The sequence below is a fragment of the Phytomonospora sp. NPDC050363 genome, from assembly GCF_040655735.1.
In the GTDB taxonomy this organism is placed as follows: domain Bacteria; phylum Actinomycetota; class Actinomycetes; order Mycobacteriales; family Micromonosporaceae; genus Phytomonospora.
On sequence record NZ_JBFAKK010000012.1, the window covers coordinates 261321 to 282644 of the forward strand.

General features: G+C 71.3%; 19 protein-coding genes. 4 read left to right on the top strand and 15 right to left on the bottom strand.

All coding sequences use genetic code 11. From position 1 onward, the window contains the following. Positions 1-835: 835 nt before the first annotated feature. Positions 836-1291, bottom strand: a complete 456-nt coding sequence (locus AB0I28_RS29415) for a MarR family winged helix-turn-helix transcriptional regulator (RefSeq protein ID WP_357498734.1) — start codon at positions 1289-1291, stop codon at positions 836-838. Between the two features lie 62 nt (positions 1292-1353). Between AB0I28_RS29415 and AB0I28_RS29420 the strand changes: the two genes are divergently transcribed. Beyond that, positions 1354-1761 carry a winged helix DNA-binding protein gene (locus AB0I28_RS29420; protein WP_357498736.1) on the top strand — a complete coding sequence of 136 codons (408 nt, stop codon included), beginning with the start codon at positions 1354-1356 and terminating at the stop codon, positions 1759-1761. 81 nt (positions 1762-1842) lie between these two features. Next, complete coding sequence (locus AB0I28_RS29425) at positions 1843-3234, top strand: class II fumarate hydratase (RefSeq protein ID WP_357498738.1); 1392 nt, start codon at positions 1843-1845, stop codon at positions 3232-3234. On the opposite strand, the gene AB0I28_RS29430 is transcribed toward AB0I28_RS29425, so the two are convergent. The 6 genes from AB0I28_RS29430 to AB0I28_RS29455 all read right to left on the bottom strand — a co-directional run bounded on the left by AB0I28_RS29430 (position 3231) and on the right by AB0I28_RS29455 (position 9696). Then, positions 3231-3899, bottom strand: a complete 669-nt coding sequence (locus AB0I28_RS29430; protein ID WP_357498789.1) for an SUMF1/EgtB/PvdO family nonheme iron enzyme — start codon at positions 3897-3899, stop codon at positions 3231-3233. The two genes, AB0I28_RS29425 and AB0I28_RS29430, sit on opposite strands and share 4 nt — an antisense overlap. Before the next feature lies 1 nt (position 3900). Next, positions 3901-4293 (bottom strand): hypothetical protein, encoded by a 393-nt coding sequence (locus AB0I28_RS29435; protein ID WP_357498740.1) that lies wholly within the window; start codon positions 4291-4293, stop codon positions 3901-3903. A gap of 102 nt (positions 4294-4395) precedes the next feature. Then, positions 4396-5508, bottom strand: a complete 1113-nt coding sequence (locus AB0I28_RS29440; RefSeq protein WP_357498742.1) for a hypothetical protein — start codon at positions 5506-5508, stop codon at positions 4396-4398. A gap of 41 nt (positions 5509-5549) precedes the next feature. Continuing rightward, a complete protein-coding gene (locus tag AB0I28_RS29445; RefSeq protein ID WP_357498744.1) occupies positions 5550-6068 on the bottom strand; it encodes a SigE family RNA polymerase sigma factor in 519 nt (172 codons plus the stop codon). 252 nt (positions 6069-6320) lie between these two features. After that, complete coding sequence (locus AB0I28_RS29450; protein WP_357498746.1) at positions 6321-7988, bottom strand: fumarate hydratase; 1668 nt, start codon at positions 7986-7988, stop codon at positions 6321-6323. A 58-nt stretch (positions 7989-8046) separates the two neighbouring features. Next, positions 8047-9696 carry an Hsp70 family protein gene (locus AB0I28_RS29455; protein ID WP_357498748.1) on the bottom strand — a complete coding sequence of 550 codons (1650 nt, stop codon included), beginning with the start codon at positions 9694-9696 and terminating at the stop codon, positions 8047-8049. A gap of 112 nt (positions 9697-9808) precedes the next feature. On the opposite strand from AB0I28_RS29455, the gene AB0I28_RS29460 reads away from it, so the two are divergent. Next, entirely contained in the window at positions 9809-10627 is an 819-nt protein-coding gene (locus AB0I28_RS29460; protein ID WP_357498750.1) for a methyltransferase domain-containing protein, read from the top strand. Here AB0I28_RS29460 and AB0I28_RS29465 read toward each other — a convergent pair. From AB0I28_RS29465 to cysS, 6 genes are all read right to left on the bottom strand, one after another. Beyond that, the gene (locus AB0I28_RS29465) at positions 10608-11207 is read right to left on the bottom strand and encodes a TetR/AcrR family transcriptional regulator (RefSeq protein ID WP_357498752.1); all 600 of its coding nucleotides are present in this window, start codon (positions 11205-11207) and stop codon (positions 10608-10610) included. The two genes, AB0I28_RS29460 and AB0I28_RS29465, sit on opposite strands and share 20 nt — an antisense overlap. A gap of 10 nt (positions 11208-11217) precedes the next feature. Continuing rightward, positions 11218-12633: an MFS transporter gene (locus AB0I28_RS29470; protein ID WP_357498754.1), complete on the bottom strand. Its 1416-nt coding sequence runs from the start codon at positions 12631-12633 to the stop codon at positions 11218-11220. 79 nt (positions 12634-12712) lie between these two features. After that, entirely contained in the window at positions 12713-15247 is a 2535-nt protein-coding gene (locus tag AB0I28_RS29475; RefSeq protein WP_357498756.1) for an Hsp70 family protein, read from the bottom strand. Between the two features lie 75 nt (positions 15248-15322). Beyond that, complete coding sequence (locus tag AB0I28_RS29480; RefSeq protein ID WP_357498758.1) at positions 15323-15898, bottom strand: Uma2 family endonuclease; 576 nt, start codon at positions 15896-15898, stop codon at positions 15323-15325. Positions 15899-15983: 85 nt separating this feature from the next. Further along, positions 15984-17033, bottom strand: coding sequence for a 23S rRNA (guanosine(2251)-2'-O)-methyltransferase RlmB (gene rlmB / locus AB0I28_RS29485; RefSeq protein ID WP_357498760.1), 1050 nt, complete (start codon positions 17031-17033; stop codon positions 15984-15986). A gap of 2 nt (positions 17034-17035) precedes the next feature. Further along, complete coding sequence (gene cysS, locus AB0I28_RS29490; protein WP_357498761.1) at positions 17036-18463, bottom strand: cysteine--tRNA ligase; 1428 nt, start codon at positions 18461-18463, stop codon at positions 17036-17038. 286 nt (positions 18464-18749) lie between these two features. Between cysS and AB0I28_RS29495 the strand changes: the two genes are divergently transcribed. Next, positions 18750-19460 carry an alpha/beta fold hydrolase gene (locus tag AB0I28_RS29495; protein ID WP_357498762.1) on the top strand — a complete coding sequence of 237 codons (711 nt, stop codon included), beginning with the start codon at positions 18750-18752 and terminating at the stop codon, positions 19458-19460. Here AB0I28_RS29495 and AB0I28_RS29500 read toward each other — a convergent pair. Then, complete coding sequence (locus AB0I28_RS29500; protein WP_357498764.1) at positions 19457-20029, bottom strand: hypothetical protein; 573 nt, start codon at positions 20027-20029, stop codon at positions 19457-19459. The two genes, AB0I28_RS29495 and AB0I28_RS29500, sit on opposite strands and share 4 nt — an antisense overlap. 52 nt (positions 20030-20081) lie before the next feature. Next, a complete protein-coding gene (locus tag AB0I28_RS29505) occupies positions 20082-21269 on the bottom strand; it encodes a hypothetical protein (protein ID WP_357498766.1) in 1188 nt (395 codons plus the stop codon). Positions 21270-21324 lie beyond the last annotated feature (55 nt).

A 21324-nucleotide genomic window follows, 5' to 3' on the forward strand; every position in this document is an offset into this window, starting at 1 on the left:
GGGCGGCTGCCGCCCGCACCACCCCGTGCGCGGCTGCCGCTCAAACCATCTCGTGCGCGGCTGACGCCCGCACCACCCCGTGCACCCCTGCCGCTCAAACCATCTCGTGCGCGGCTGTCGCCTCCGTCTTCGGCGTCCGCGAGCCGTGCGAAGCACGGCAGAAACCAGACCTGGAGGTGTGTTTCCGTCGGTCGGCCGGTGATTGGACCTACCTGGGGGTTCTGTCGGGGTCAAGGGCGCACTTTCCCTTGACCCCGACAGGTTCCCCAGGTGCCCTTGAACCAGCCGTGAGACGGAAACACCCCAAGCACACAACCCCAAACCTTCAGCGGATCTAACCGCCAGTGGGGCGCCAACCAGAAACCCGAAGCACCCCACCGTTTCCAGAGCGAGGCCCGGGGTCTGGGGCAGCGCCCCAGGAACTCACGCCAGGCACCGCAAGAGCCACACCCGACGAAAGAAGCTGCGGCAGACAAGAGGCGAGCGCAGACGCGAGCTGGAAGCACGAGCGTCGGAGCGGCGGCGACACGCAGGTCGGCCACGCAAAGCCGCAGCGGACGGCAAAGCCGCAGCGAGGTGAAAGACGCGACGCGACAACGCACCCATGCGGCCCAGGCCCGGCAGCGAAGCGACGCGGTCGGCAGCAGACGGGACAGCCAGGCGAACACCGACGCCAGCGCACACGAACCCGCCCGGCGCCACCTCCGTACCGCGCCCCCTCCCGTGCCCCTACCCCGCCCCCTCCCGTGCCCCTACCCCGCCCCCTCCCGTGCCCCTACCCCGCCCCCTCCCGTGCCCCTACCCGGCCCCCTCCCGTGCCCCTACCCCGCTGCCCCTACCCCAACCCCGCCACAAACCGCGTCAACAGCGCCTCGAACACCTCCCGCTCCTCCGCCGTCCACCCCTCCGTCGCCCGCCGCATCGCCCCCCGCCGCGCCTCGTGCGCACGAGCGAGCACCCCCCGCCCCCCGTCCGTCAACACCAGCAGCGCCCGCCTCCCGTCGGCCTGATCAGCCTCCCGCCGCACGTACCCATCCGCCACCACCCCCGCCACCAGCTTGCTGGCACGCGGCTGGTCGACCGACAGCGCCGCCGCCACCTCCCGCACCCCCACCGCCTCCCCTCGCTCCTCAGCAGCCTCCACCACGTCGAGAACGTCGAACCCCGCCCCGAGCGCCGCAGAAGAACCACCCACCTCACGGCGCATCAGAACCCGCCGCCGCTGCCGACGACGAATCTCGATCATGGCCCGCTCAAGCCCTTCGATGACCTCAATCTCCTTGCGCCCCATCACACCCCTATGCATACTCAACAACAACTACTTGCCACATTACATCTACCCAAGGACCGCCCATGCACCGCAAACCCATCGGCTACTGGCTCAAACACCTCGACGACCTCATCACCACCTCCTTCGACACCGTCTTCAGCGCCCACGGCCTCACCCGCCGCCACTGGCAGGTCCTCACCTCCCTCACCCACGGCCCCGCCACGCACGAAGACCTGGCCGCCCAGCTGGCACCCTTCGAAGAAACCAGCACATCCAAAGCGATCACCCACCTCGCCGACCGCGGCTGGCTGGCGGCCGCCCACCCGGACACCCTCACCCTCACCCCCGCCGGCCAAGCCGCCCAGGCCCGCCTCGCCACCGAGACCGACGCCCTGCGCGAACGACTCGTCGCCGGCATGTCCACAGAGGACTACAACACCACCGTCGACAACCTCGCCAGGATGGCCGCGAACCTCGAATCCCGCCGCTGACCACCCCGCCCCACCACAACTCCCCCGTGAGCCCGCTCATACCGCCCCTCGCCGACCGCGCGTTGCGGCACGATGGACGGCATGAGCGGTGACGAAGACGTACGCATCGAACACGACACGATGGGCGAGGTCAAGGTCCCGGCGTGGGCCGCCTGGCGGGCGCAGACGCAGCGCGCCGTGGAGAACTTCCCCATTTCCGGCCAGCGACTCGACCACGCGCTGATCGCCGCGCTGGCGCGGATCAAATCCGCCGCCGCGACCGTCAACGCCGAACTGTCGGTCATCGAACCCGACATGGCCGAGGCGATCGCTGTCTCCGCCGACGAGGTCGCCGAGGGCACCTACGACGAGCACTTCCCCGTCGACGTGTTCCAGACCGGTTCGGGCACGTCGAGCAACATGAACGCCAACGAGGTCATCGCGACCCTCGCGACGGCGCGCCTCGGCCGCCCGGTGCACCCCAACGACCACGTGAACGCCTCCCAGTCGAGCAACGACGTGTTCCCCTCGGCCATGCACCTGGCCGCCGTCGACACCACCGTGCACCAGCTGATCCCCGCGCTGGGCACGCTCGCCGACGCGCTCGGGGTGAAGGCGACCGAGTGGGCCGAGGTGGTCAAGTCGGGACGCACGCACCTCATGGACGCGACTCCGGTGACGCTCGGGCAGGAGTTCTCCGGCTACGCCGCGCAGGTGCGCTACGGCGTCGAGCGGATCCAGTCGACGCTTCCCCGGGTCGCCGAGCTGGCCCTCGGCGGGACCGCCGTCGGCACGGGCGTGAACACGCCTCCCGGGTTCGCCGCCCGGGCCATCGAACTGATCGCCTCGACGACGGGGCTGCCGGTCGTCGAGGCCCGCAACCACTTCGAGGCGCAGGGGGCCCGCGACGCCCTGGTCGAACTCTCCGGCCAGCTGCGCACCATCGCCATCGGACTGTCCAAAGTGGCCAACGACATCCGCTGGATGGGCTCCGGCCCCCGGGCCGGCCTCGCCGAGTTGCGGCTCCCCGACCTCCAGCCGGGGTCGAGCATCATGCCCGGCAAGGTCAACCCCGTCCTCTGCGAGGCGGTGCGACAGGTCGCCGCGCAGGTCGTCGGGAACGACGCGGCCATCGGCTTCGCGGGCGCGGCCGGCGACTTCGAGCTGAACGTGATGCTCCCGGTGATCGCGAAGAACCTCCTGGAGTCGATCACTCTGCTCTCCAACGTCTCACGCGTCTTCGCCGAGCGCTGCGTCGTGGGCCTGGAGGCCAACGTCGAGCGCGCGCGGGAGTACGCCGAGGGCTCGCCGTCGATCGTGACGCCCCTCAACCGCGTCCTCGGCTACGAGGAGGCGGCGGCGATCGCCAAGCAGGCGCTCGCCGAGCGCAAGACGATCCGCGAGGTCGTGATCGAGCGCGGGCACGTCGCCCAAGGCAGGCTGACCGAGGCCGAACTCGACAAGGCGCTCGACGTGCTGGCGATGACCCGCTAGGCGGAGGCGGTCGGAGCCCCCGACCGCCCCACCCGAAACCCCACGTCGTCCACCGCGAAGCTCGGGTGGCTGCGGCGGCGGACCGAGGCCCGGCAGCTCCAGTGCTCGTCGAACCATCCGCCGCCGCGCAGCACCCGGTAGGTCCCGTAGACCTCGGGATCGTAGAGGTCCCAGCACCACTCGAAGACGTTGCCGAGCATGTCGTGGAAGCCCCACGGGTTCGCCCGAAGCTCCCCGACCTCGTGCACGCGCTCACCGGAATTGCCGCGATACCAGGCGATCGCGTCGATCGGCCCGTACCGCGGACCGTTCGTCCCCGCGCGGCAGGCGTACTCCCACTCGGCCTCGGTCGGCAGGCGGTAGCCGTCGGCGGCGGCGTCCCACTCGACCTCCTCGCCGTCGACGCGGTAGGGCGGCGTGAGCCCTTCGAGAGCGGAAAGCGTGTTGCAGTAGGCGATCGCGTCCCACCAGGACACCGACTCGACCGGGAGGCGGTCGCCCCGGGTGGTGCCGGGCGTCTGCCCCGTGACGTGGGCGTACTGGGCGCGGGTGACGGGATATCGGGCGAGCCGAAAGGTCTCCAGCTCGACGGTCCACGTGCTCTGCGTGCGGCGGTCGGCGAGGTGCACCGATCCTTTGTGGACGGTGAGCAGCCCGTCGGCGATGTCAGAGACCGCCCTCGTCCGTCCCTTTAGGAGGATCGTTGCGCGCCACACCGACACACCCGACGACTCGCGTCGCCTCCTTGTCCAAGAACAGCACGAAGGAGAAGGGCGGGTCCTCGACGCCGACGTGGCCGAGACGCAGCTGCGTGTCGGCCGGCAGCGCCGACAGGCCCCGCACCGACTCGGCGAAGCCCAGCGAGTCGAGCCCGAGCTTGGACAGGTGCAGCTCGCGGCGCGCGTAGGTCGCCGCCAGGCTCTCGGCGGGAAGGGTCTCCTCGTACACGACGAACTCGGCGCCGTCCACGAGGCCGCGGCGGCAGGTGCCCGCGGCCGGAGTGGCAGCGGCGCTGCCGGTGTCGTCGGTGAGCAGCTCGATGAGGCGTTCCCGTTCCATCCGGGCAGCCTACGCGGAATCGGCAAGGCGATGGGGAATCAATCGCCCGGAAGAGGTCGAAACGGTGCGGGCGGCTCGAATCCGCCGCCCGCACCGTCGTGCTCAGAAGCCGAGGTCGGCTGCTTCGGGCGGGAGACCGGCCGAGGAGCCGACGCTGACGAAGCCCGCTCTGTCGGTCCAGTCGAGGGCTCGGATGAGGCCGCCGTCGACGGCGCTGAACAGCTCGACCGGCCCCCACCCCAGCTCCTGCGAGACACGCGTGCGAACCACGAAGCTGGTCTCGTCGGCCCAGGCGAGGCTCGCCACGTCCGCCGGGTCCGCGTCGGTGCTGTCGGGCAGGGCCACGGTCGTCTCGCCGGAGACCGTGTCCATGACGACGGTCCGCGCCAGCTCCTCGCCGTCCTCGCGCTGGAAAAGGTAGCCGTAGAGCAGGCGGGCCCCGTCCGGGGAGAAGCCTTCGAGCTCGATGGGGCCCTCGCCGTCCAGTTCGACCGGCTCGCCGAGGACACCGTCGAAGGAGAGGGAACGCAGCACCGACGGACCGTCCTGGCGGTCCACGGCGACCATGAAGCCCTGCGAGTCGGGCGCCCAGGTGATGTCGGTGATGTCGACGCCGTCGGGAACGGGAGTCGCCCTGGTGACACCGGTAGTGGTGTCATGGCTGGTGATCGAGTTGTGCGGGGGCAGCGAGGAGTTGGGGCCTTGCAGGACGGAGGTGACGAACTTGGTGCCGTCGAGCGACCAGTCCTCGCCTCCGAGGTCGTCGGTTTGGACCGGCGAGTGGGCGATCCAGGTGACGGCCGCCTCGCCGGCGTCGAGGTAGGCGTCCCGTTCGGCCACGCCCACGCCACCCTCCGCGTCGACCGCGACGTGCCGCTGGTCGGGCGAGACGACGGTGCCGAAGGGAACGGTCCGGTACTCACCGGTGCGCAGGTCGAGGAGGTAACTCGACCAGTTGTCGTGGAAGCTGTGGACCACCCGGGGGCCACCGCCGGGACGCAGCACGACGTCGTCGGGCGGAGCGGTCGACGAGCTCGACGGGGAGGGGCCGGCCGACGGTGCGCCCTGCTCGGTGTTGTTCGCGACAGCCGTCGCGCCCGCCGCCAGCACGCACACCACGGTGACGACGGTCATCGTCCGCAGCGAACGGCGGCGCGCCCGGCGGCGCAGGGCCTCGTCGGCGAAACCGGCCGGCGGTGCCAGGTCGCCGGGCATCGGGACGGAACGAAGTCTCTCGATGATTCTTTCCTCGGGTTTCAACGCAGTGCCTCCGTTCGGTGCTCACTCGCCTCGTGCATCTCCCGCAGCTTGGCGATCCCGCGCGACGCCTGGCTGCGCACCGTCCCGGCGGCGATGCCGAGCATGCGCGCGACCTCCGCCTCGGGACGGTCCTCGCAGTGCCGGAGCACGACGATCAGCCGCTGGCGGTAGGGGAGCCGGGCGAGCGCGGCGAGCAGGTCATGGCGCTCGGCGACCTCGTCGGCGTGGTCGCGGCCGACGGGACGCTCGGGAGGGGTGTCCATGATGGACTCGGGTTTGCGTCGCCTGGCCCGCCAGGCGTTGTACTGGGAGCGGTACATCGCCTTGCGGACGTAGGCGAAGGGCTGTTCGCGGTTGCGGATGCGGTGCCAGCGCCCGGCGCAGGACGCCAGCGCCGACTGGACGAGGTCCTGCGCGAGGTGGACGTCCCCGGTGAGCAGGTACGCCAGGCGAAGCAGCGACGGGGTCTGGGCGGCGGTGAAGTCGCGGAACTCGCGCTCATGCTCCGGGCTCACGTGGGGCCCCGCTCACGTCGGCTCCGGTGGAAGGGGAAACGTCTCATGACATCCAAGGACACCGCCGGGTGGTCCGGCGCTGCATGCGGGCCGGAAAAAGGCGCGCGGATATCCGAGTGGCGTTGGTGCGTAAGGGTTCTGGCCGCCGAGCGGAGCCGTAGATGCTTGCTCGTGGGCGCGTTCGGACGACGAGAGTGAACATCTCGTGGAAGATCCGGGCCCCCGGAGGAGAGACCTCCGAGGGCTGTCGGATCACCGCCGGGGGGTCTGGAGAGTCAGCACCGGTTTGCTCGTCTCGGCGAAGAAGTCGTTGCCCTTGTCGTCGACGACGATGAACGCCGGGAAGTCGACGACGTCGATCTTCCACACGGCCTCCATGCCCAGCTCCGGGTACTCCAGGACCTCGACGTTCTTGATGCAGTCCTGCGCGAGGCGCGCGGCCGGGCCGCCGATCGAGCCGAGGTAGAAGCCGCCGTAGGTCGCGCACGACGTGGTCACGGCCTTCGACCGGTTTCCCTTGGCCAGCATGATGAAGGAGCCGCCGGCGGCCTGGAACTTCTCCACATAGGAGTCCATGCGCCCGGCCGTGGTGGGGCCGAAGGAACCGGAGGCGTATCCCTCGGGGGTCTTGGCGGGACCGGCGTAGTAGACGGCGTGGTCGCGCAGGTACTGCGGCATCTCCTCGCCGGCGTCGAGGCGCTCGGCGATCTTGGCGTGCGCGATGTCGCGGGCCACGACGAGCGGGCCGGTCAGCGACAGCCGCGTCTTCACCGGGTACTTCGACAGCTCCGCGCGGATCTCGCTCATCGGCCGGTTGAGGTCCACGCGGACGACGTCGGCCTCGCCGGCGAGGTCCTCGGCGGTCGTCTCCGGGAGGTAGCTCGCCGGGTCGGTCTCCAGCTGCTCCAGGAACACGCCCTCGGCGGTGATCTTGCCGAGCATCTGGCGGTCGGCCGAGCAGGACACGGCGATGGCGACGGGCAGCGATGCGCCGTGGCGGGGCAGGCGGATCACGCGAACGTCGTGGCAGAAGTACTTCCCGCCGAACTGCGCGCCGATGCCGAACTTGCGCGTCAGCTCCAGCACCTCGGCCTCCAGCTCGACGTCGCGGAACCCGTGCCCCATCGGCGATCCGGTGGCCGGCAGCGCGTCGAGGTAGTGCGCCGAGGCGTACTTGGCGGTCTTCAGCGCGAACTCGGCGCTGGTGCCGCCGACGACGATCGCCAGGTGGTAGGGCGGGCAGGCCGCGGTTCCGAGCGAGCGCAGCTTCTCCTCAAGGAACTGCATCATCCGCGTCGGGTTGAGCACGGCCTTGGTCTCCTGGTACAGGAAGGACTTGTTGGCGCTGCCGCCGCCTTTGGCCATGAACAGGAACTTGTAGGCGTCGTCGCCCTCGGCGTACAGCTCGACCTGCGCGGGCAGGTTGGAGCCGGTGTTCTTCTCGTCCCACATGTTCAGCGGGGCCATCTGCGAGTAGCGCAGGTTCAGCTTCGTGTAGGCGTCGAACACGCCACGGGAGATGTGCTCGGCGTCACGGCCGTCGGTGAGGACGTGGCGGCCGCGCTTGCCCATGATGATCGCGGTGCCGGTGTCCTGGCACATGGGCAGGACGCCGCCGGCGGCGATGTTGGCGTTCTTGAGCAGGTCGCGCGCGACGAAGCGGTCGTTGGGGGAGGCCTCGGGATCTTCGAGGATCGACCGCAGCTGCGCGAGGTGCGCCGGGCGCAGCAGGTGGGAGATGTCCTGCATCGCCTCGGCGGTGATCGCGGTGAGGACCTCCGGTTCGACGGTGAGCAGTCGCCGTCCGCCTGGACCTTCGACGGCTTCGACGCCGTCGGTGGTCAGCAGCCGATACTCCGTCGTGTCGGGGCCGAGGGGGAGAAGGTCGGTGTAGGCGAACTCAGAAGTCACGACGACCAAGATATCCCCGCCGCTCGCGGGTGCGGCCCGGGCGTCCGCCGGGTCACGGTGACCGCCGTCATATCCGTGGATCGAAGCGGCCCGAGGAGAAGTGGCGTACGGACGCGGCCAAGCGCGGGGCGTCCAGGCGCAGCCACGCGACGGTGCCGACGACGATCCGCTCGAACGGCTCCGAGAGGAACATCACCAGCCTGCCGTCGTCGACCCGCATGTGCGTGACGCGCTTCCAGGGGTAGACGGCGGTGCGGCGTTTGCGCCGGATGGTGACGCCCTCGCTGTGGACGAGGACGCTGGAGTCGGTGATGTCGCGGAGCACCGACCACGCGATCCCGGCGGCCACGGCCAAGGGGACGAGCAGGACGACGGCGGTCGTGTACGGTGCCAGCCCCATGTCCTTGGCGAGGAACTCCCCGAAGAGCAGCGGGAGGGCGCCGGCGACGACGATGGCGCCGCGCAGGAGCCGCCGCCGGTTGACGAGGTCCTGCGACGGTTTGAAGTGGAACCAGGTCTCCTCGGACGGCGCTTCGACGGCGGGAGGCGCGGGAGCCTGCCGCGCGGGCACCGCAGGAGGCTGCCAGGCCGCCGGCGGCGGCGGGGCCACGGGCGGTGGGGCGGGAGCCGGGCTCGGTGCGGGCGCTCGCGGGCTCGCCACGACCGGCGCCATCGCCGCGCCCTCGGCGACGGCGAGTTCGGGCTGGTCGAGCGCGGTCGGCGCGATCCCGGTCGCCTGGTGCAGCATCGTCGCCACCAGGGGCACGCGGCTGGCGCCGCCGACGAGGTAGAGCCCCGCGACCGCGCCGGGTGCGAGGCCGCTGGAGGCGATCACGTTGCGGGTCAGCGCGATCGTGCGGTCGAGGACGGGCCTGGCCGTCGCCTCGAAGTCCTCGCGTGAGACGGGCAGGTCGCGGTCGAGGACCGGCACGTGCACCAGCGCGCTCGACCGCCGCGACAGGCTCTCCTTGGCCGCGCGGACGTCCTGCCACAGCGCGTGGCGGTGCCTCGGGTTCGTGCCCGGATCGCCGTCGAGGAGCCGCCGCCACTCCTCGGTGCCGCCGACCGCCCGGCCGAGGATGTCGACGACCACCGCGTCGAGATCGAGGCCGCCGACGTCGTCGAGTCCGCCCACGCCGACCACGTCGAAGCCGTCGGCGGTGCGGCGCAGGACGGCGACGTCGCAGGTTCCGGCGCCGAGGTCGTAGACGACGATGTGCGCGCCGACGGCCACGCCTCCGCCGGGCAGCGCGGTGAAGAAGCGTGCGGCGGCGACCGGTTCGGGCAGGTAGACGGCCGTGTCGTAGCCGGCGTCGGCGATCGCCGCGGCCAGCACTCCCCGGCGCGACGCGCCCCACCCGGCAGGGTGGGTGACGGTGATGCGCGGCATCTCACCGGCGACTCGCGCGGCCTCCTCGGCGACCGTGCGCAGCGTCGCCGAGATCAGCGCGACCACCGGGTGGGAGCGCCCGTCGAGCAGCACGTCCCCGTCGGTGATCCGCCGCTTCGGGTTCGGCTCGATCGAGGCCGGCGCGACCCGGGCCGTGCGCAGGGCTTCGGCTCCGGTCAGTAAATGGCCGTCACCGTCGGCGGCGACCGCCGAGGGCAGCAGCGGGGTGCCGTCGAACAGCAGCGGGCGGGTCCGGCCGTCGGGTCCGGCGAGGACCGCGACGGTGTGCGATGTCCCGTAGTCGACGCCAAGCCGGTATCCGCTCATCGCCACAGTTTAGGGATCTCGGGTGTGGCGCCGCCCGCGTCCCACGGCCGGCGGGGCCGCGGCGGCCCGACCCGCTGACCTGCGCGGCGGCCCGGCCGGGGACAATGCTCCGGTGACCGCACCGGATTATCCGACCGACACCGCACGCGTCGTCAGGCGTCCCGCCTCCACCGCCGAGAGCGCGGCCGGCAACCGGCGGTGGTGGGACGGAGCCGCCGACGCCTACCAGGCCGAGCACGGCGACTTCCTCGGCGAGGCCGCCTTCGTCTGGGGCCCCGAGGGAATCGACGAGGCCGAGGTCGGCCTCCTCGGCGAGGTCAAGGGGCAGCGGATCCTTGAGATCGGTGCCGGTGCAGGGCAATGCGGCCGCTGGCTGGTCGCGCAGGGTGCCGAGGTCGTCGCGCTCGAACTGTCCTGGCGCCAGCTCCAGCACTCCCGGCGCATCGACGTCACCACCGACGTCGTGCTCCCCACCGTCCAGGCCGACGCGCAGGTGCTTCCCTTCGGTGACGGCGTCTTCGACATCGTCTGCTCCGCTTACGGGGCTCTGCCCTTCGTCGCCGACGCGGCCGGCGCGCTGCGCGAGGTCGCCCGCGTCCTGCGGCCCGGCGGCCGGATCGTGTTCTCCGTGACCCACCCGATCCGCTGGTGCTTCCTCGACGACCCGGGCGAGCCGGGACTGGCCGCCGTGCACTCATACTTCGACCGCAACGCCTACGTCGAGGAGGACGAGGACGGCGCGGTGACCTATGTGGAGCATCACCGGACCGTCGGCGACTGGGTCCGCGCGATCGCGGCGGCCGGCCTGCGCCTCGAAGACCTCACCGAACCCGAGTGGCCCGAGGGCAACGGTCACGTCTGGGGCGGCTGGAGTCCCCTGCGCGGCAAGGTGATCCCCGGAACGGCGATCTTCACGGCGTCGAAGGCCTGAGCACCGACAGCAGCGTCTCACCGAGCACGTCGACGGCCCGGTCCTCGTCGAGACGGCCCGCCGACAGCTCGTCGGCGGCGGCGTGGATGAGGTGGTACATCGCCGCCAGCAACCACTCGCGCGGAAGGTCGGTGCGGAACAGGCCCTCGGCGATCCCGCGCTCCACCAGCGCTTCGAGGTTTCCCATGGCGGGGTCGTGGCGCTCGCGGAGCCAGTCGGGGTCCACATCGGACCGGACGTTGCCGCGCAGCGCGCGATGCCGGTCGAGGGTGTGCCACTGCGTGCGCAGCAGGGTCAGCAGGGCCTCGTCGGCGGGCAGGTCCGACAGGTCGAGGCCGGCGACCGAGCGCACCGCGTCGTCGATGGCGCGCTCGACGACGGCGCGGGCGAGGTCGGCGCGCGAGGGGAAGTGCGTGTAGAGCGTGACCCGCCCGACCCCTGCCTCCTTGGCGACGTCGGACATGCTCACGCCGGGCGCGCTGCCGTAGAGGCGGAGCCCGGCGTCGAGGATCCGGTCGATGTTGCGCTGCGCGTCGGCGCGGCGGGGCGGCCGCGCCGACGGGGGGACGGAGTCGGACATGACCGGCAGCCTAGTGGGCCATCGTCATCCCGGAGGTGTCGATGCGCCCACTCGGCACGAGTCGCAGGCAGATCAGCGCCGCGAGGCCCGCCGTGACCGCGCAGACGGCGAAGGCACTGGTGAAGCCGGTCGCGGAGCCGCCCTCGATGCCTGCGGCGGCCACCGTCGACATGACCGCCACGCCGATCGACCCGCCGAGCTCGTGGAAGGTCGTCACGATCCCCGATGTCACGCCGGCTTCGCGGTGGTCGACGGCCGACATGGCGGTGGTCGTCGCGGTGACGAACAGCGCGCCGAGTCCGGCGGCGGCGACGGCGAAGCCCGGCAGGAACCCGACCGCGACGGAGCGGTCCAGCGCCCACACCAGCCATCCGGCGCCCGCCCCGGCGATGAACAGTCCGGCGACGGCGACCGCGCGCGGCCCGATCCTGCCGACGAGGTTCCCGGCCAGATGCGCGCCGAGTGTCACCGTCACCGCCGCCGGCAGGAAGAGCAGGCCGGTGCGCAGCGGCGTCATCTCCCGGACCCCCTGCAGGTAAAGGGATCCCAGGAAGAAGAAGGAGATGAGCAGGCCGGTGGCCACCAGCATCAGGAACACTCCGGCGAGCGTCGTGCGGCGGGTCAGCAGCGGCAGGCGGACCAGCGGCTGCGGCCACCGGCGCTCGACGGCGGCGAAGACCGCGTAGAGCACCGCGGCGGCCCCGATCGGTGCCAGCGCGGTGATCGAGCCCCAGCCGTCGTCGCCGGCGCGGACGAGCCCGTACACCAGCGAGGCCGTCGCGAGGGTCACCGTCACCGCGCCGGGAAGGTCGATCCGGCCGAGCCGGTCCGAAGTGGACTCGATGGGCAGCAGGCGCGGCAGCAGCGCCAGGACGAGCAGCCCGATCGGTACGTTGACGATGAACGCCCACTCCCAGCCCGGACCGGCCGTCAGCAGGCCGCCGATCAGCACGCCGAGGGCCGCGCCCCCGCCGCCGATCGCGGCCCACACGCCGAGCGCGCGATGCCGCTCGCGGCCGTGGAACATCGTTGTGACCGTCGACATCGCCGCCGGTGACAGCAGCGCCGCCCCGACGCCCTGGGCGAGGCGCCCGGCGAGCAGGACGGCGCCGTCCCCGGCGAGTCCGGCGGCCAGCGAGGCCAGCGTGAACAGGGCGAGGCCGGCGAGCAGCACGCGGCGGCGGCCGAAGACGTCGGCGAGCCGCCCGCCGAGCAGCATCAGGCCGCCGAAGGTGAGCGTGTAGCCGGTGACGATCCAGGTCAGGGACTCGCGGCCGAGGTCGAGATCGGCGCCGATGGAGGGCAGGGCGACGTTGACGACGGTGATGTCGACGACGAGCATCGCCTGCGCCAGGCAGAGCAGGACCAGCGCCCGCCAGCGGCGGGGGTGGGGCGTCGCGTGGGGTGGTGCGTGATGGGGGTGCATCGCGTCTCCGTAACTCGAACAGGCATGTTCGAGTTACGGTAGCGCGGATATGTGATTAAGTCGAACGCGGGTGTTCGGGTTAGTCGCGGAACTTCCAGACCTTGTAGCCCGCCTCGGTCACACACGCGAGATACATCGCGTCGGCGTTGCACGCCGACGCGTCGACCTGCCCCAGCACCGTCTCGTTGCTGTCCAGGGCGCCCAGGCCGGTGATCGTCGACGCGCCCGGCGAACCCGTCCAGGGATACGCCAGCAGGCTCCCGGAGTCGATGCGCGTGTACGAGCCGAAGTGGTCGCCGCCGACCTTGTCGAAGTCCCCGTCGTAGATGTTCGTGATCGTCTTCGACTCCGAGTCCTCCCACTGGATCACCAGGGACTCGCCGACCACGGTCACCGCCTTGACGTCCTGCTCCTCCGGCGTGGTCCACTCGGCCTTGAGGCCGTCGGAGACGTCGACGACGGTCACCTTCGCCTTGGGATCGGTCCCGATCGCCTTCTCCCGCACGCAGATCCGCTGCTCGCCGCAGACCGTCACCTCCTCGGGCGTGCGCTCGGCGCCGTCCAGCTGGATCGTGGCGATGTTGGCCATCGTCTTGACGTCGTAGGCCGCGAGGCTGTAACCGTTGGCGCCGCTGGCCACGTAGACGACGTCGCCGTAGACCAACAGGTCGTCGGCGGTGGCGTCCTTGACGATCACGCCCTGCCCGACCTGCTCGCCCTTCTCGGTCTCCCAGACCGTGACGGTGCCCTTGGTGTCCTTGGCGTAGACGCGGTTCGACTCCTCCGCGGAGCTGTTGGCCGGCTCGACGGCGGTCTCCCAGATCATCGCCTCGCTGACGTCGCCCTCGGAGTCGAAGGACCACACCTGCTTGCCCGAGGCGTCGTAGCCGTGGACCTTCTTGGCGGCCTCCTCGCGCTTGATGAGGCGGTCTCCCACGACGAGGAAGTCGTCGTAGGAGGTGCGGGGGATGGTCGACAGCACGCCACCCTTCTCGGCGTCGATGACGTACATCAGGTCCGGGTCGGCGCTGTTGTCGGCGCTCATCGTCACGATGCCGTTCTCGGCCCACACGTTGCCCCAGGTGGAGGTGGTGGTCACGGGGGTGCGCCACTTCTCCTTCCCGGACTCCAGTTCGACGGCGACGACCTCGCCGGTGGTGGAGCCGACGCCGGTGGTGGCGAAGTAGTAGGCGACGCCGCTTTCGATGTCGACCCGCGAGTAGCTGTCGGCCTTGCCGTCGGCGGCCAGAGCGACCGTGCCCACGTCCGTGAGGCCGTGCATCGGCTCCTGCGGGTAGGGGTCGCGCAGGATCCACCAGCCGGCGATCACGAGGACCAGAAGCGCCGCCGTTCCGGAGATCCAGTACGACTTCTTCTTCCACCACGGCGTGGTCACCGTCGGCGCGAGGAAGTTCTCCGGCGGGGCGTTCATGCTGTGCGGCGACTCGGCGCCGTGCGGCGGCGTGTACGGCTCGGCGGGGCCGGCGGGGACGCCGCTGGTCTGCGCCAGTGACATCGGCTCGTGCAGCTGGTGCTGCGGCACGGCGGCCAAAGCGCCCTCGGCGACGGGCAGTTCGGGCTGTTCGAGGACGATCGGCGCGATGCCGAGCTTTTGGTGCAGCATCCGGCTGACCAGCGGGATCCGGCTGGCGCCGCCGACCAGGAACAGGCCGTGTAGCTGCTGCGGGGTGAGGCTCGCGGCGCTGATCACGCGCTGGGTCTCGATGACCGCGCGCTCCAGCAGCGGCGTGGCGAGGCGTTCGAGTTCGTCGCGGGTCAGGTGCAGCGAGATGTCGACGCCGGGGACGGCGACCGGCGCGACCGTCGTGCGCGACAGCATCTCCTTGGCGCCGCGCACGTCGTCCCAGAACTGGCGGCGGCCGCGTTTGTCCGTTGTGGACTGCGGGTGCACGAGCCTCTGCCACAGCTCGGGGGCGTTGTGGTCGATGGTGCGGCCGAGGTGCTCGACGAGGGCCTCGTCGATGTCGAGGCCGCCGAGGTCCTTCAGGCCGCCGTCGCCGAGGACCTGGAAACCGGCCATGCCCTCGTTGCGGACCACGGCGATGTCGAGGGTGCCGCCGCCGAAGTCGAAGACCGCGACCGAGGCGCCCACCGGGATCGGCTGCTTCATGACCTGCGCGAAGTAGTGCGCGGCGCCGATCGGTTCGGGGACCAGGTGCACGGGCGGGAAGCCGGCCTTCGCGGCGGCGTCCTGGAGCATGTCGCGCCGCATCGAGCCCCACTTAACCGGGTAGGTCAGGATCGCCGGCGGCAGGAAGCCGATCGCCTCGACCGCCTTGTCGGCCACGGCGCGCAGGATCGCGGTGAGCAGCGCCACGGTCGGGACCTCGCGGTCGCCGAGGAGGATCGCCTGCTCGTCGGTGCGCTGCTTGGGGTTCGGCTCGAAGCGGGAGGGGTCGGTCTGCGCGAGGCGCTGGGCGTCGCGGCCGACGTGGATGTGGCCGGACTCGTCGACGAAGACCGAGGAGGGCATCACGGGCGTTCCGTCGACCAGGAGGGGGCGCGTGCGGCCGTCGGGCCAGCGGATGACGGCGACGGTGTTCGAGGTGCCCAGGTCCACGCCTAGCAGGTAACCGGGTTGGGGTGTCGCCATCGGGGATCGCTCCAGGGGTCGGGGTGTGCCCGGTCGATCCTAGGCGATGGGGGCAAAGGGGCTGGTGGGGGCGTTTCAGAGACGGCTGAGGTTGAGAGTGGCCGCCATCGGCTCGGTGATCGTGAGGATCGCGCCGGGGTCGGTCTTCTCGACCAGCTCGTACCTGCCGTCCCGTAGCAGGTAATACTGGGCGCTGTAGCCCTGAGCCTTCGTTCCCCGGATGATGAGGTAGCCCGGAATTCCGGCCGCCGCGTACTCCGACATCTTCTCGGTGTACTCCTTGCCGCCGCCGGGAGACCGGACCTCGCCGACGATGAACACCGATGCGGCCGCGATGGGGCGGCCTTCCCCGGGCTCGCGCAGCACCAGGAAGTCCGGACAGAAGTAGACCTGGCCGTCGGCGAGACGGACGTCGGTCTGCTGTCCCACCTGGTCCGGGTCGTCGACGAACAGGTCGAACATCGCGCAGATGCGGCGAATGACGTTTCCGTGGCCGAAAGTGGCGCTGGGAGTCAAGATGAGCCTTCCGTAGTGCAGTTCGGCGCGCAGCCCGTCAGGCAGAGCGTTGAAGTCGCTCTCCGTCCAGGGGCCGCCGTGGCTCAAGGCGGCATCCCAGCCCGTGCCTACCGACTGCCGCGAGACTGCGGTCATGGCGATCACCTCCGGTTGACGAGCGTAGTCGACCGGAGGTGATCGCCATGAACTGTCGGAAATCTGATCTTGTGTCGTGTTTCGCCTAAGCGGCCGCCCCCGGCGATGCCCCTAAGGAACTCCTGCGCCGCGCCACCTCGGCCAGCGTGACCGCCGCGGCGACCGACGCGTTGAGCGACTCCACCGCGTTGGCCATCGGGATCGACACGCGCAGATCGCACGTCTCGGCCACCAGGCGCGACAGTCCGCGCCCTTCCGACCCGACGACGATCACGATGGGGTCCACGGCCGCCGCCAGGTCGGGCAGCTCCAGTTCGCCGTCGGCGTCGAGCCCGACGACCAGGAAACCGGCCTCCTGGCACTCCTTGAGCGCCCGCGTCAGGTTCGTCACCCGCGCGATCGGCGTGCGGGCGGCGGCGCCGGCCGACGCGCGCCAGGCCGTGGCCGTCATACCGGCGGACCGGCGCTCGGGGAGGAACACCCCGTGGGCGCCGAAAGCGGCCCCGGAACGCACGATGGCGCCGAGGTTGCGGGGGTCGGTCACGCCGTCAAGGGCGATGAGCAGTCCCGGCGCGCTCTCCCGGGCGATGCGGATCAGGTCGCCGAGCGGTTCGTAGTGGTACGGCGGGACCTGGAGTCCGAGGCCCTGGTGCAGGGCCCGGTTGCACATCCGGTCCAGCTCGGCGCGCGAGACTTCGAGGATCGCGATGCCCTTGTTCCCGGCGAGGCGCACGGCCTCGCGGGTGCGCTCGTCGAGCTCGATCCCGCGCGCCACGTAGAGAGCGGTGGCGGGAACGCCGCCGCGCAGCGCCTCGACGACCGGGTTGCGGCCGACCAGCACCTCGGGCGAGTCGGGGTCCTTGCGGCGGACGGGGGTACGGCCGGTCGGGGCCTTCTTCCCGATGTGCGACACGCGGCCCTCGGCGGCGGCCTCACGACGGACCCGCTCCTGCTTGCGGCGGGTCTTGCGCGGCTTGTCGTCGCCGGTGAATTCCTTGTGCCACGGACGATCGGTCGCACCGAGCGTCTTGCCGCGGCCTTCCAGGGCCTTCTTGCCCTGTCCTCCGGAGCCTTTGGAGGCGCCTTTTTTGGCGGAGGAGCGTACGCTCCCGCGGCGCTCTGAGTTGCCCGGCATGTTCAGCCCTTCTTCGTTTCGTACGTCCAACGTGGACCGTGCGGTGTGTCCTCGACCTGTACACCGGCAGCGGTCAGCTGATCGCGGAGCATGTCGGAAGTGGGGTAGTCGCGGCGGGATCGGGCGGCCTGCCGCTGTTCGAGGGTCAAGGCGACCAGCGCGTCGAGAGTGCCGCGCAGATCGCCGCCGCCGTCGACCTCGGTCCACTGTGGAGACAGCGGGTCCAGGCCGAAGACGTCCAGCATGCGCCGGACCGAGGCGGCGGCGAAGCCGAAGGCCTTGTCGTCACCGGCGTCGGCGGCGGAGTTGCCCTCGCGGGTGACCTCGTGCACCGCGCCCATCGCGGCGGAGGTGTTGAGGTCCTCGTCCATGGCGGCGACGAAGTCGGGGGACAGCTCGCCGAGGTCGGCGCGCACCTCGTCGGCGCCCAGGCGCTCGGCGGCACGCCGCACGAAGCCCTCCAGCCGACGGTACGCCGAGGCCGACTCCTTGAGAGCCTCCTCGGTGTAGTCGATCTTCGAGCGGTAGTGCGGGACGGCCAGGTAGTAGCGCACCTCGACCGGCCGGACGTGCTTGCGCAGCGCGGTCAGGTCGACGACGTTGCCCACCGACTTGGCCATTTTCTCGCCGTTGAGGTTGAGCATCCCCACGTGCACCCAGTAGCGCGCGAAGCCGAGCCCGGCGGCCTGCGACTGCGCGACCTCGTTCTCGTGGTGCGGGAAGACCAGGTCCATCCCGCCGCCGTGGATGTCGAAGGTGTCGCCGAGGTAGCGGCGGGCCATCGCGGAGCACTCCAGGTGCCAGCCCGGGCGCCCGCGGCCGTACTGGGTGTCCCAGAAGGCGTTCGACGGCTCCGTGGGCTTCTCGCCCTTCCACAGGGCGAAGTCGCGAGGGTCGCGCTTGGCGCGCTCGGGCGCGTCGGTGGCGGCCTGCATGTGATCGAGGCGCTGCCCGGACAGGCTCCCGTAGGCGGGGAAGCTGCGCACGTCGAAGTACACGTCGCCCGAACCGTCGCCGGCGGGGTACGCGTGCCCCTTCTCGATGAGCTCGCCGATGAGCGTCAGCATCTCCGGGATGTGCCCGGTCGCGCGCGGCTCGTAGGTGGGCTCCAGCACGCCGAGGGCGGCGTAGTCGGCCGCCAGCAGGCGCTCGTTCTCGTAGGCGATCGACCAGAACGGGCGATCGTGTTCGAGCGCCTTGGCCAGGAGCTTGTCGTCGATGTCGGTGACATTGCGGACGAAGTTGACGTCAAGGCCGTGATGGGTCAGCCAGCGGCGGAGGACGTCGTAGTTCACGCCGCCGCGGAGATGGCCGATGTGCGGCGGGGCCTGAACGGTGAGACCACAGAGGTAGACACTGGCCGCTCCGGGCACGCGCGGCGTGAAGTCGCGCACCGTACGGGTGCTGGTGTCATGAAGTCTCAGGTTCACCGATACAGGGTATCTCTGCCTATTGCGGCCGTGTGGACTGCGGGCGTTGTGGGGGTGGGTGCGAGGGCAGGTTGGGGGCGTGTGTGCGGGGTACGGCGCGGGCGGGTCGACAGCCTCCGCACACCCGGCCACACACCGCCGTCCGACGGAAATGTCACATCTGCGCCGTATCGTGGTTTCTGGGGCCCCCTTGGGGTCGGCGATGACGTGTGCCCGGATTCGGCGGCCCGCCAGGCGTGCATCCCCGTTAGCCCTCATGCACCCACGCGAGGCCTAGGCTCACCCGGTGCACCCAGCGATCTTCATCGATACCCCCCGCCTCCGCTTCGCCTACCGAACCTGGGGCCCGGCCGAGGGCGCACCGCTGCTCCTCCTGCACGGCGCCTCCGGCAGCGGTGCCGCGTGGGAGGAGGTCGTCGAGGCGCTCTCCCCGCGATGGCGCGTCTACGCCCCCGACGCGCGCGGCCACGGCGCCTCCGCCTGGCCCGGCGAGTACTCCTTCGAGGCCATGCGCGACGACGTCGCCGCGTTCATGGACGCCCTCGGCATCGCCTCCGCCGTGGTCGCCGGCCACTCCATGGGCGGAATCGCCGCGCACCTCTTCGCGGCCGCGCGACCCGAGCGCGTCGCCGGCCTCCTGCTGATCGAGACACCGCCGCCGGTGCCGCTCGGCATCGCGCCGCCGGTGCGCCCGGAGGGCGAGCTGGACTACGACTGGGCGCTGCGCCCGCAGGTGATCGGGCAGCTCAACGACCCGTCGAGCGACCGGCGGGAAGGGTCGGCGGCCATCACCGCGCCGACGCTCGTGGTCGCCGGCGGTGAGTCGAGTCACCTCCCGCAGGACCAGATCGCGGCGATGGCCGGGCGGATTCCGGGCGCGCGCCTGACCGAGATCCCGGTCGGGCACCTCGTCGTCGGCAAGGCCCCGGCCGAACTCGCCGCCCTCATCGACGGCTTCGCGCCCGCCCGGCCGCCCGCCCGTGAAACCCGGCCCTAGTGCTGGTGGTGGTTGTCCGGCTGCGACGGGTCGCCGGGGTGCTCAAGGCCGTGGACCAGCCGGACGCGGGCCTCGCGCTGCACGTCGAGCCAGATCACGAAGTGCCGCCGACGGGCCGCCGCGCGCACGTGCTCGCGGGCCTCGTCGGCGCCGGGCGGCCGCGGGCGGTGCGAGGTCGCCGACAGGTAGGACGCGATCTCCTCCTCGGGCGCCTCGACCTCGGCGGTGACGCGCTCGAAGGCCGCGCGGACCGCCGGGCTGCCCTCGTAGGCCGCGGAGTTGATCGAGCCGAGCTCGACGGACTCGCGCGGGTCGAGCCGCACCAGCGGGACGTCCCCGCCCTCACCGAAGTCGGCCGCGCACAGGCGCTCGGTGAGGATCACCTGCGCCACCCAGCGGCGCAGCTGCCGGTCCTCCGAACTCCCCGGGACGGGCAGCGCCGCCGAACGGGGACCCTCGCGCAGCCGCGCGACCCGCTCGTCGAGGAGGCCGACGGCGACGGGGGAGCCGTCGAGGTAGCCCAGCACGGTGGGCTCGTGGTCGTGATCGTGGTGATGATCGTGCGCCATGGAGGAACGGTAACGCGCCGCGAGCGCGGGGCTCGCGGCGCGCACGGCGGTGTCAGGCGAGGATCTGCCGGGGGTCGCGCGACCAGTTCAGGATCTTCGTGGCGTCGATCAGAAGTTGGGCCCAGCTGACGCGGCCGGCGTAAATGCTGCGGAACTCGAAGGGGATCATCGGGTGGGAGGGGACCGAGTCGTCGACCCCGACCAGGTTCATGCCGCCGAAGAGCACCTGCTGGCTGATCCGGTCGGCACCGTCGAGGCCGGCCCGGACGAACTCCCCGAGGGTCGCCGAGCCGTCCTCGGGGCTCTCCAGCTCGAAGCCCTCGGGGAAATCGAGCTGGTGGGTCTCCTCGAACTTCCTGGCGAGGCCGTCGAGGATCACGTCGATGTTCTCCGAGAGGACCTCCCGCGAGGCCTGCGAGAGGACGCCGAAGAGCTGCGCCAGGTCGGCTCGCGGGAGCGCGGCGATCTTGTTCTTGGGCTGCCCGGACTCGAACCCCAGCTGCTGCGCCACGGCGGCGATCCGCGCCTGCCGCACCGCCCGCCTCCGCAGGCTCTCCAGGTGGAGCGTCAGCGTCCGGTCGATGAAGACGCCGGCGTGCATGTACACCAGGGCCAGATGCCCGATCAGCTCCTCGCGGACCAGCTCGGTCGCGGCGGCGACCGGCATCGACCCCCGGACGGCCTCGTCCAGGCTCTCGACGATCGCGCTCGCCACCGCGAGGCCGTTGAGGACATGTGTCCGCGCCCGCGAGGCGGCGTTGTCGGGGCGGGCGACGGCGGCGACTCCGCGCAGCATGTCCCGCCATTGCAGCGGCGCGAAACCCACCGTGTAGTGCACGTAGAGCAGCTGGTCGTCGGCGGCCAGACTCGGGCCGACGAGCAGGCCCTCGGTCCGACCGTGTTCGGGGTCGTCGTGGTAGGTCAGCGCGTGATCGGGCTGCTCCCTCGGCACGACCGTGCCCAGCCTTCCGGTCTGCGCGTACAGCTGCGTCCAGATGCTCCGCATCTCCTGGACACGCCTGGTCAGCTTCGTCAGCGCGACGGCCGGTGCCACCGTCTTCTGGTCGAAGTGGCCCAGTACGAACTCCATGTTGGAGAAGGCGGCGCCGCCGCCCGGCGCGATCTTGTCGCTGACGAGGTTGAACCAGCAGTGCCAGAACAACGGCGTGTCCCCGTCGAGCGTGTCCCCCGCCGCGTTGGTGATCCTGCGATGGATCTCCACTTCCATTCCCATGGCCATGGCCACACCCACCTTTCGTCCGTTTCGACGCTAAGGCGGGTGTGGCGCGGCCTGA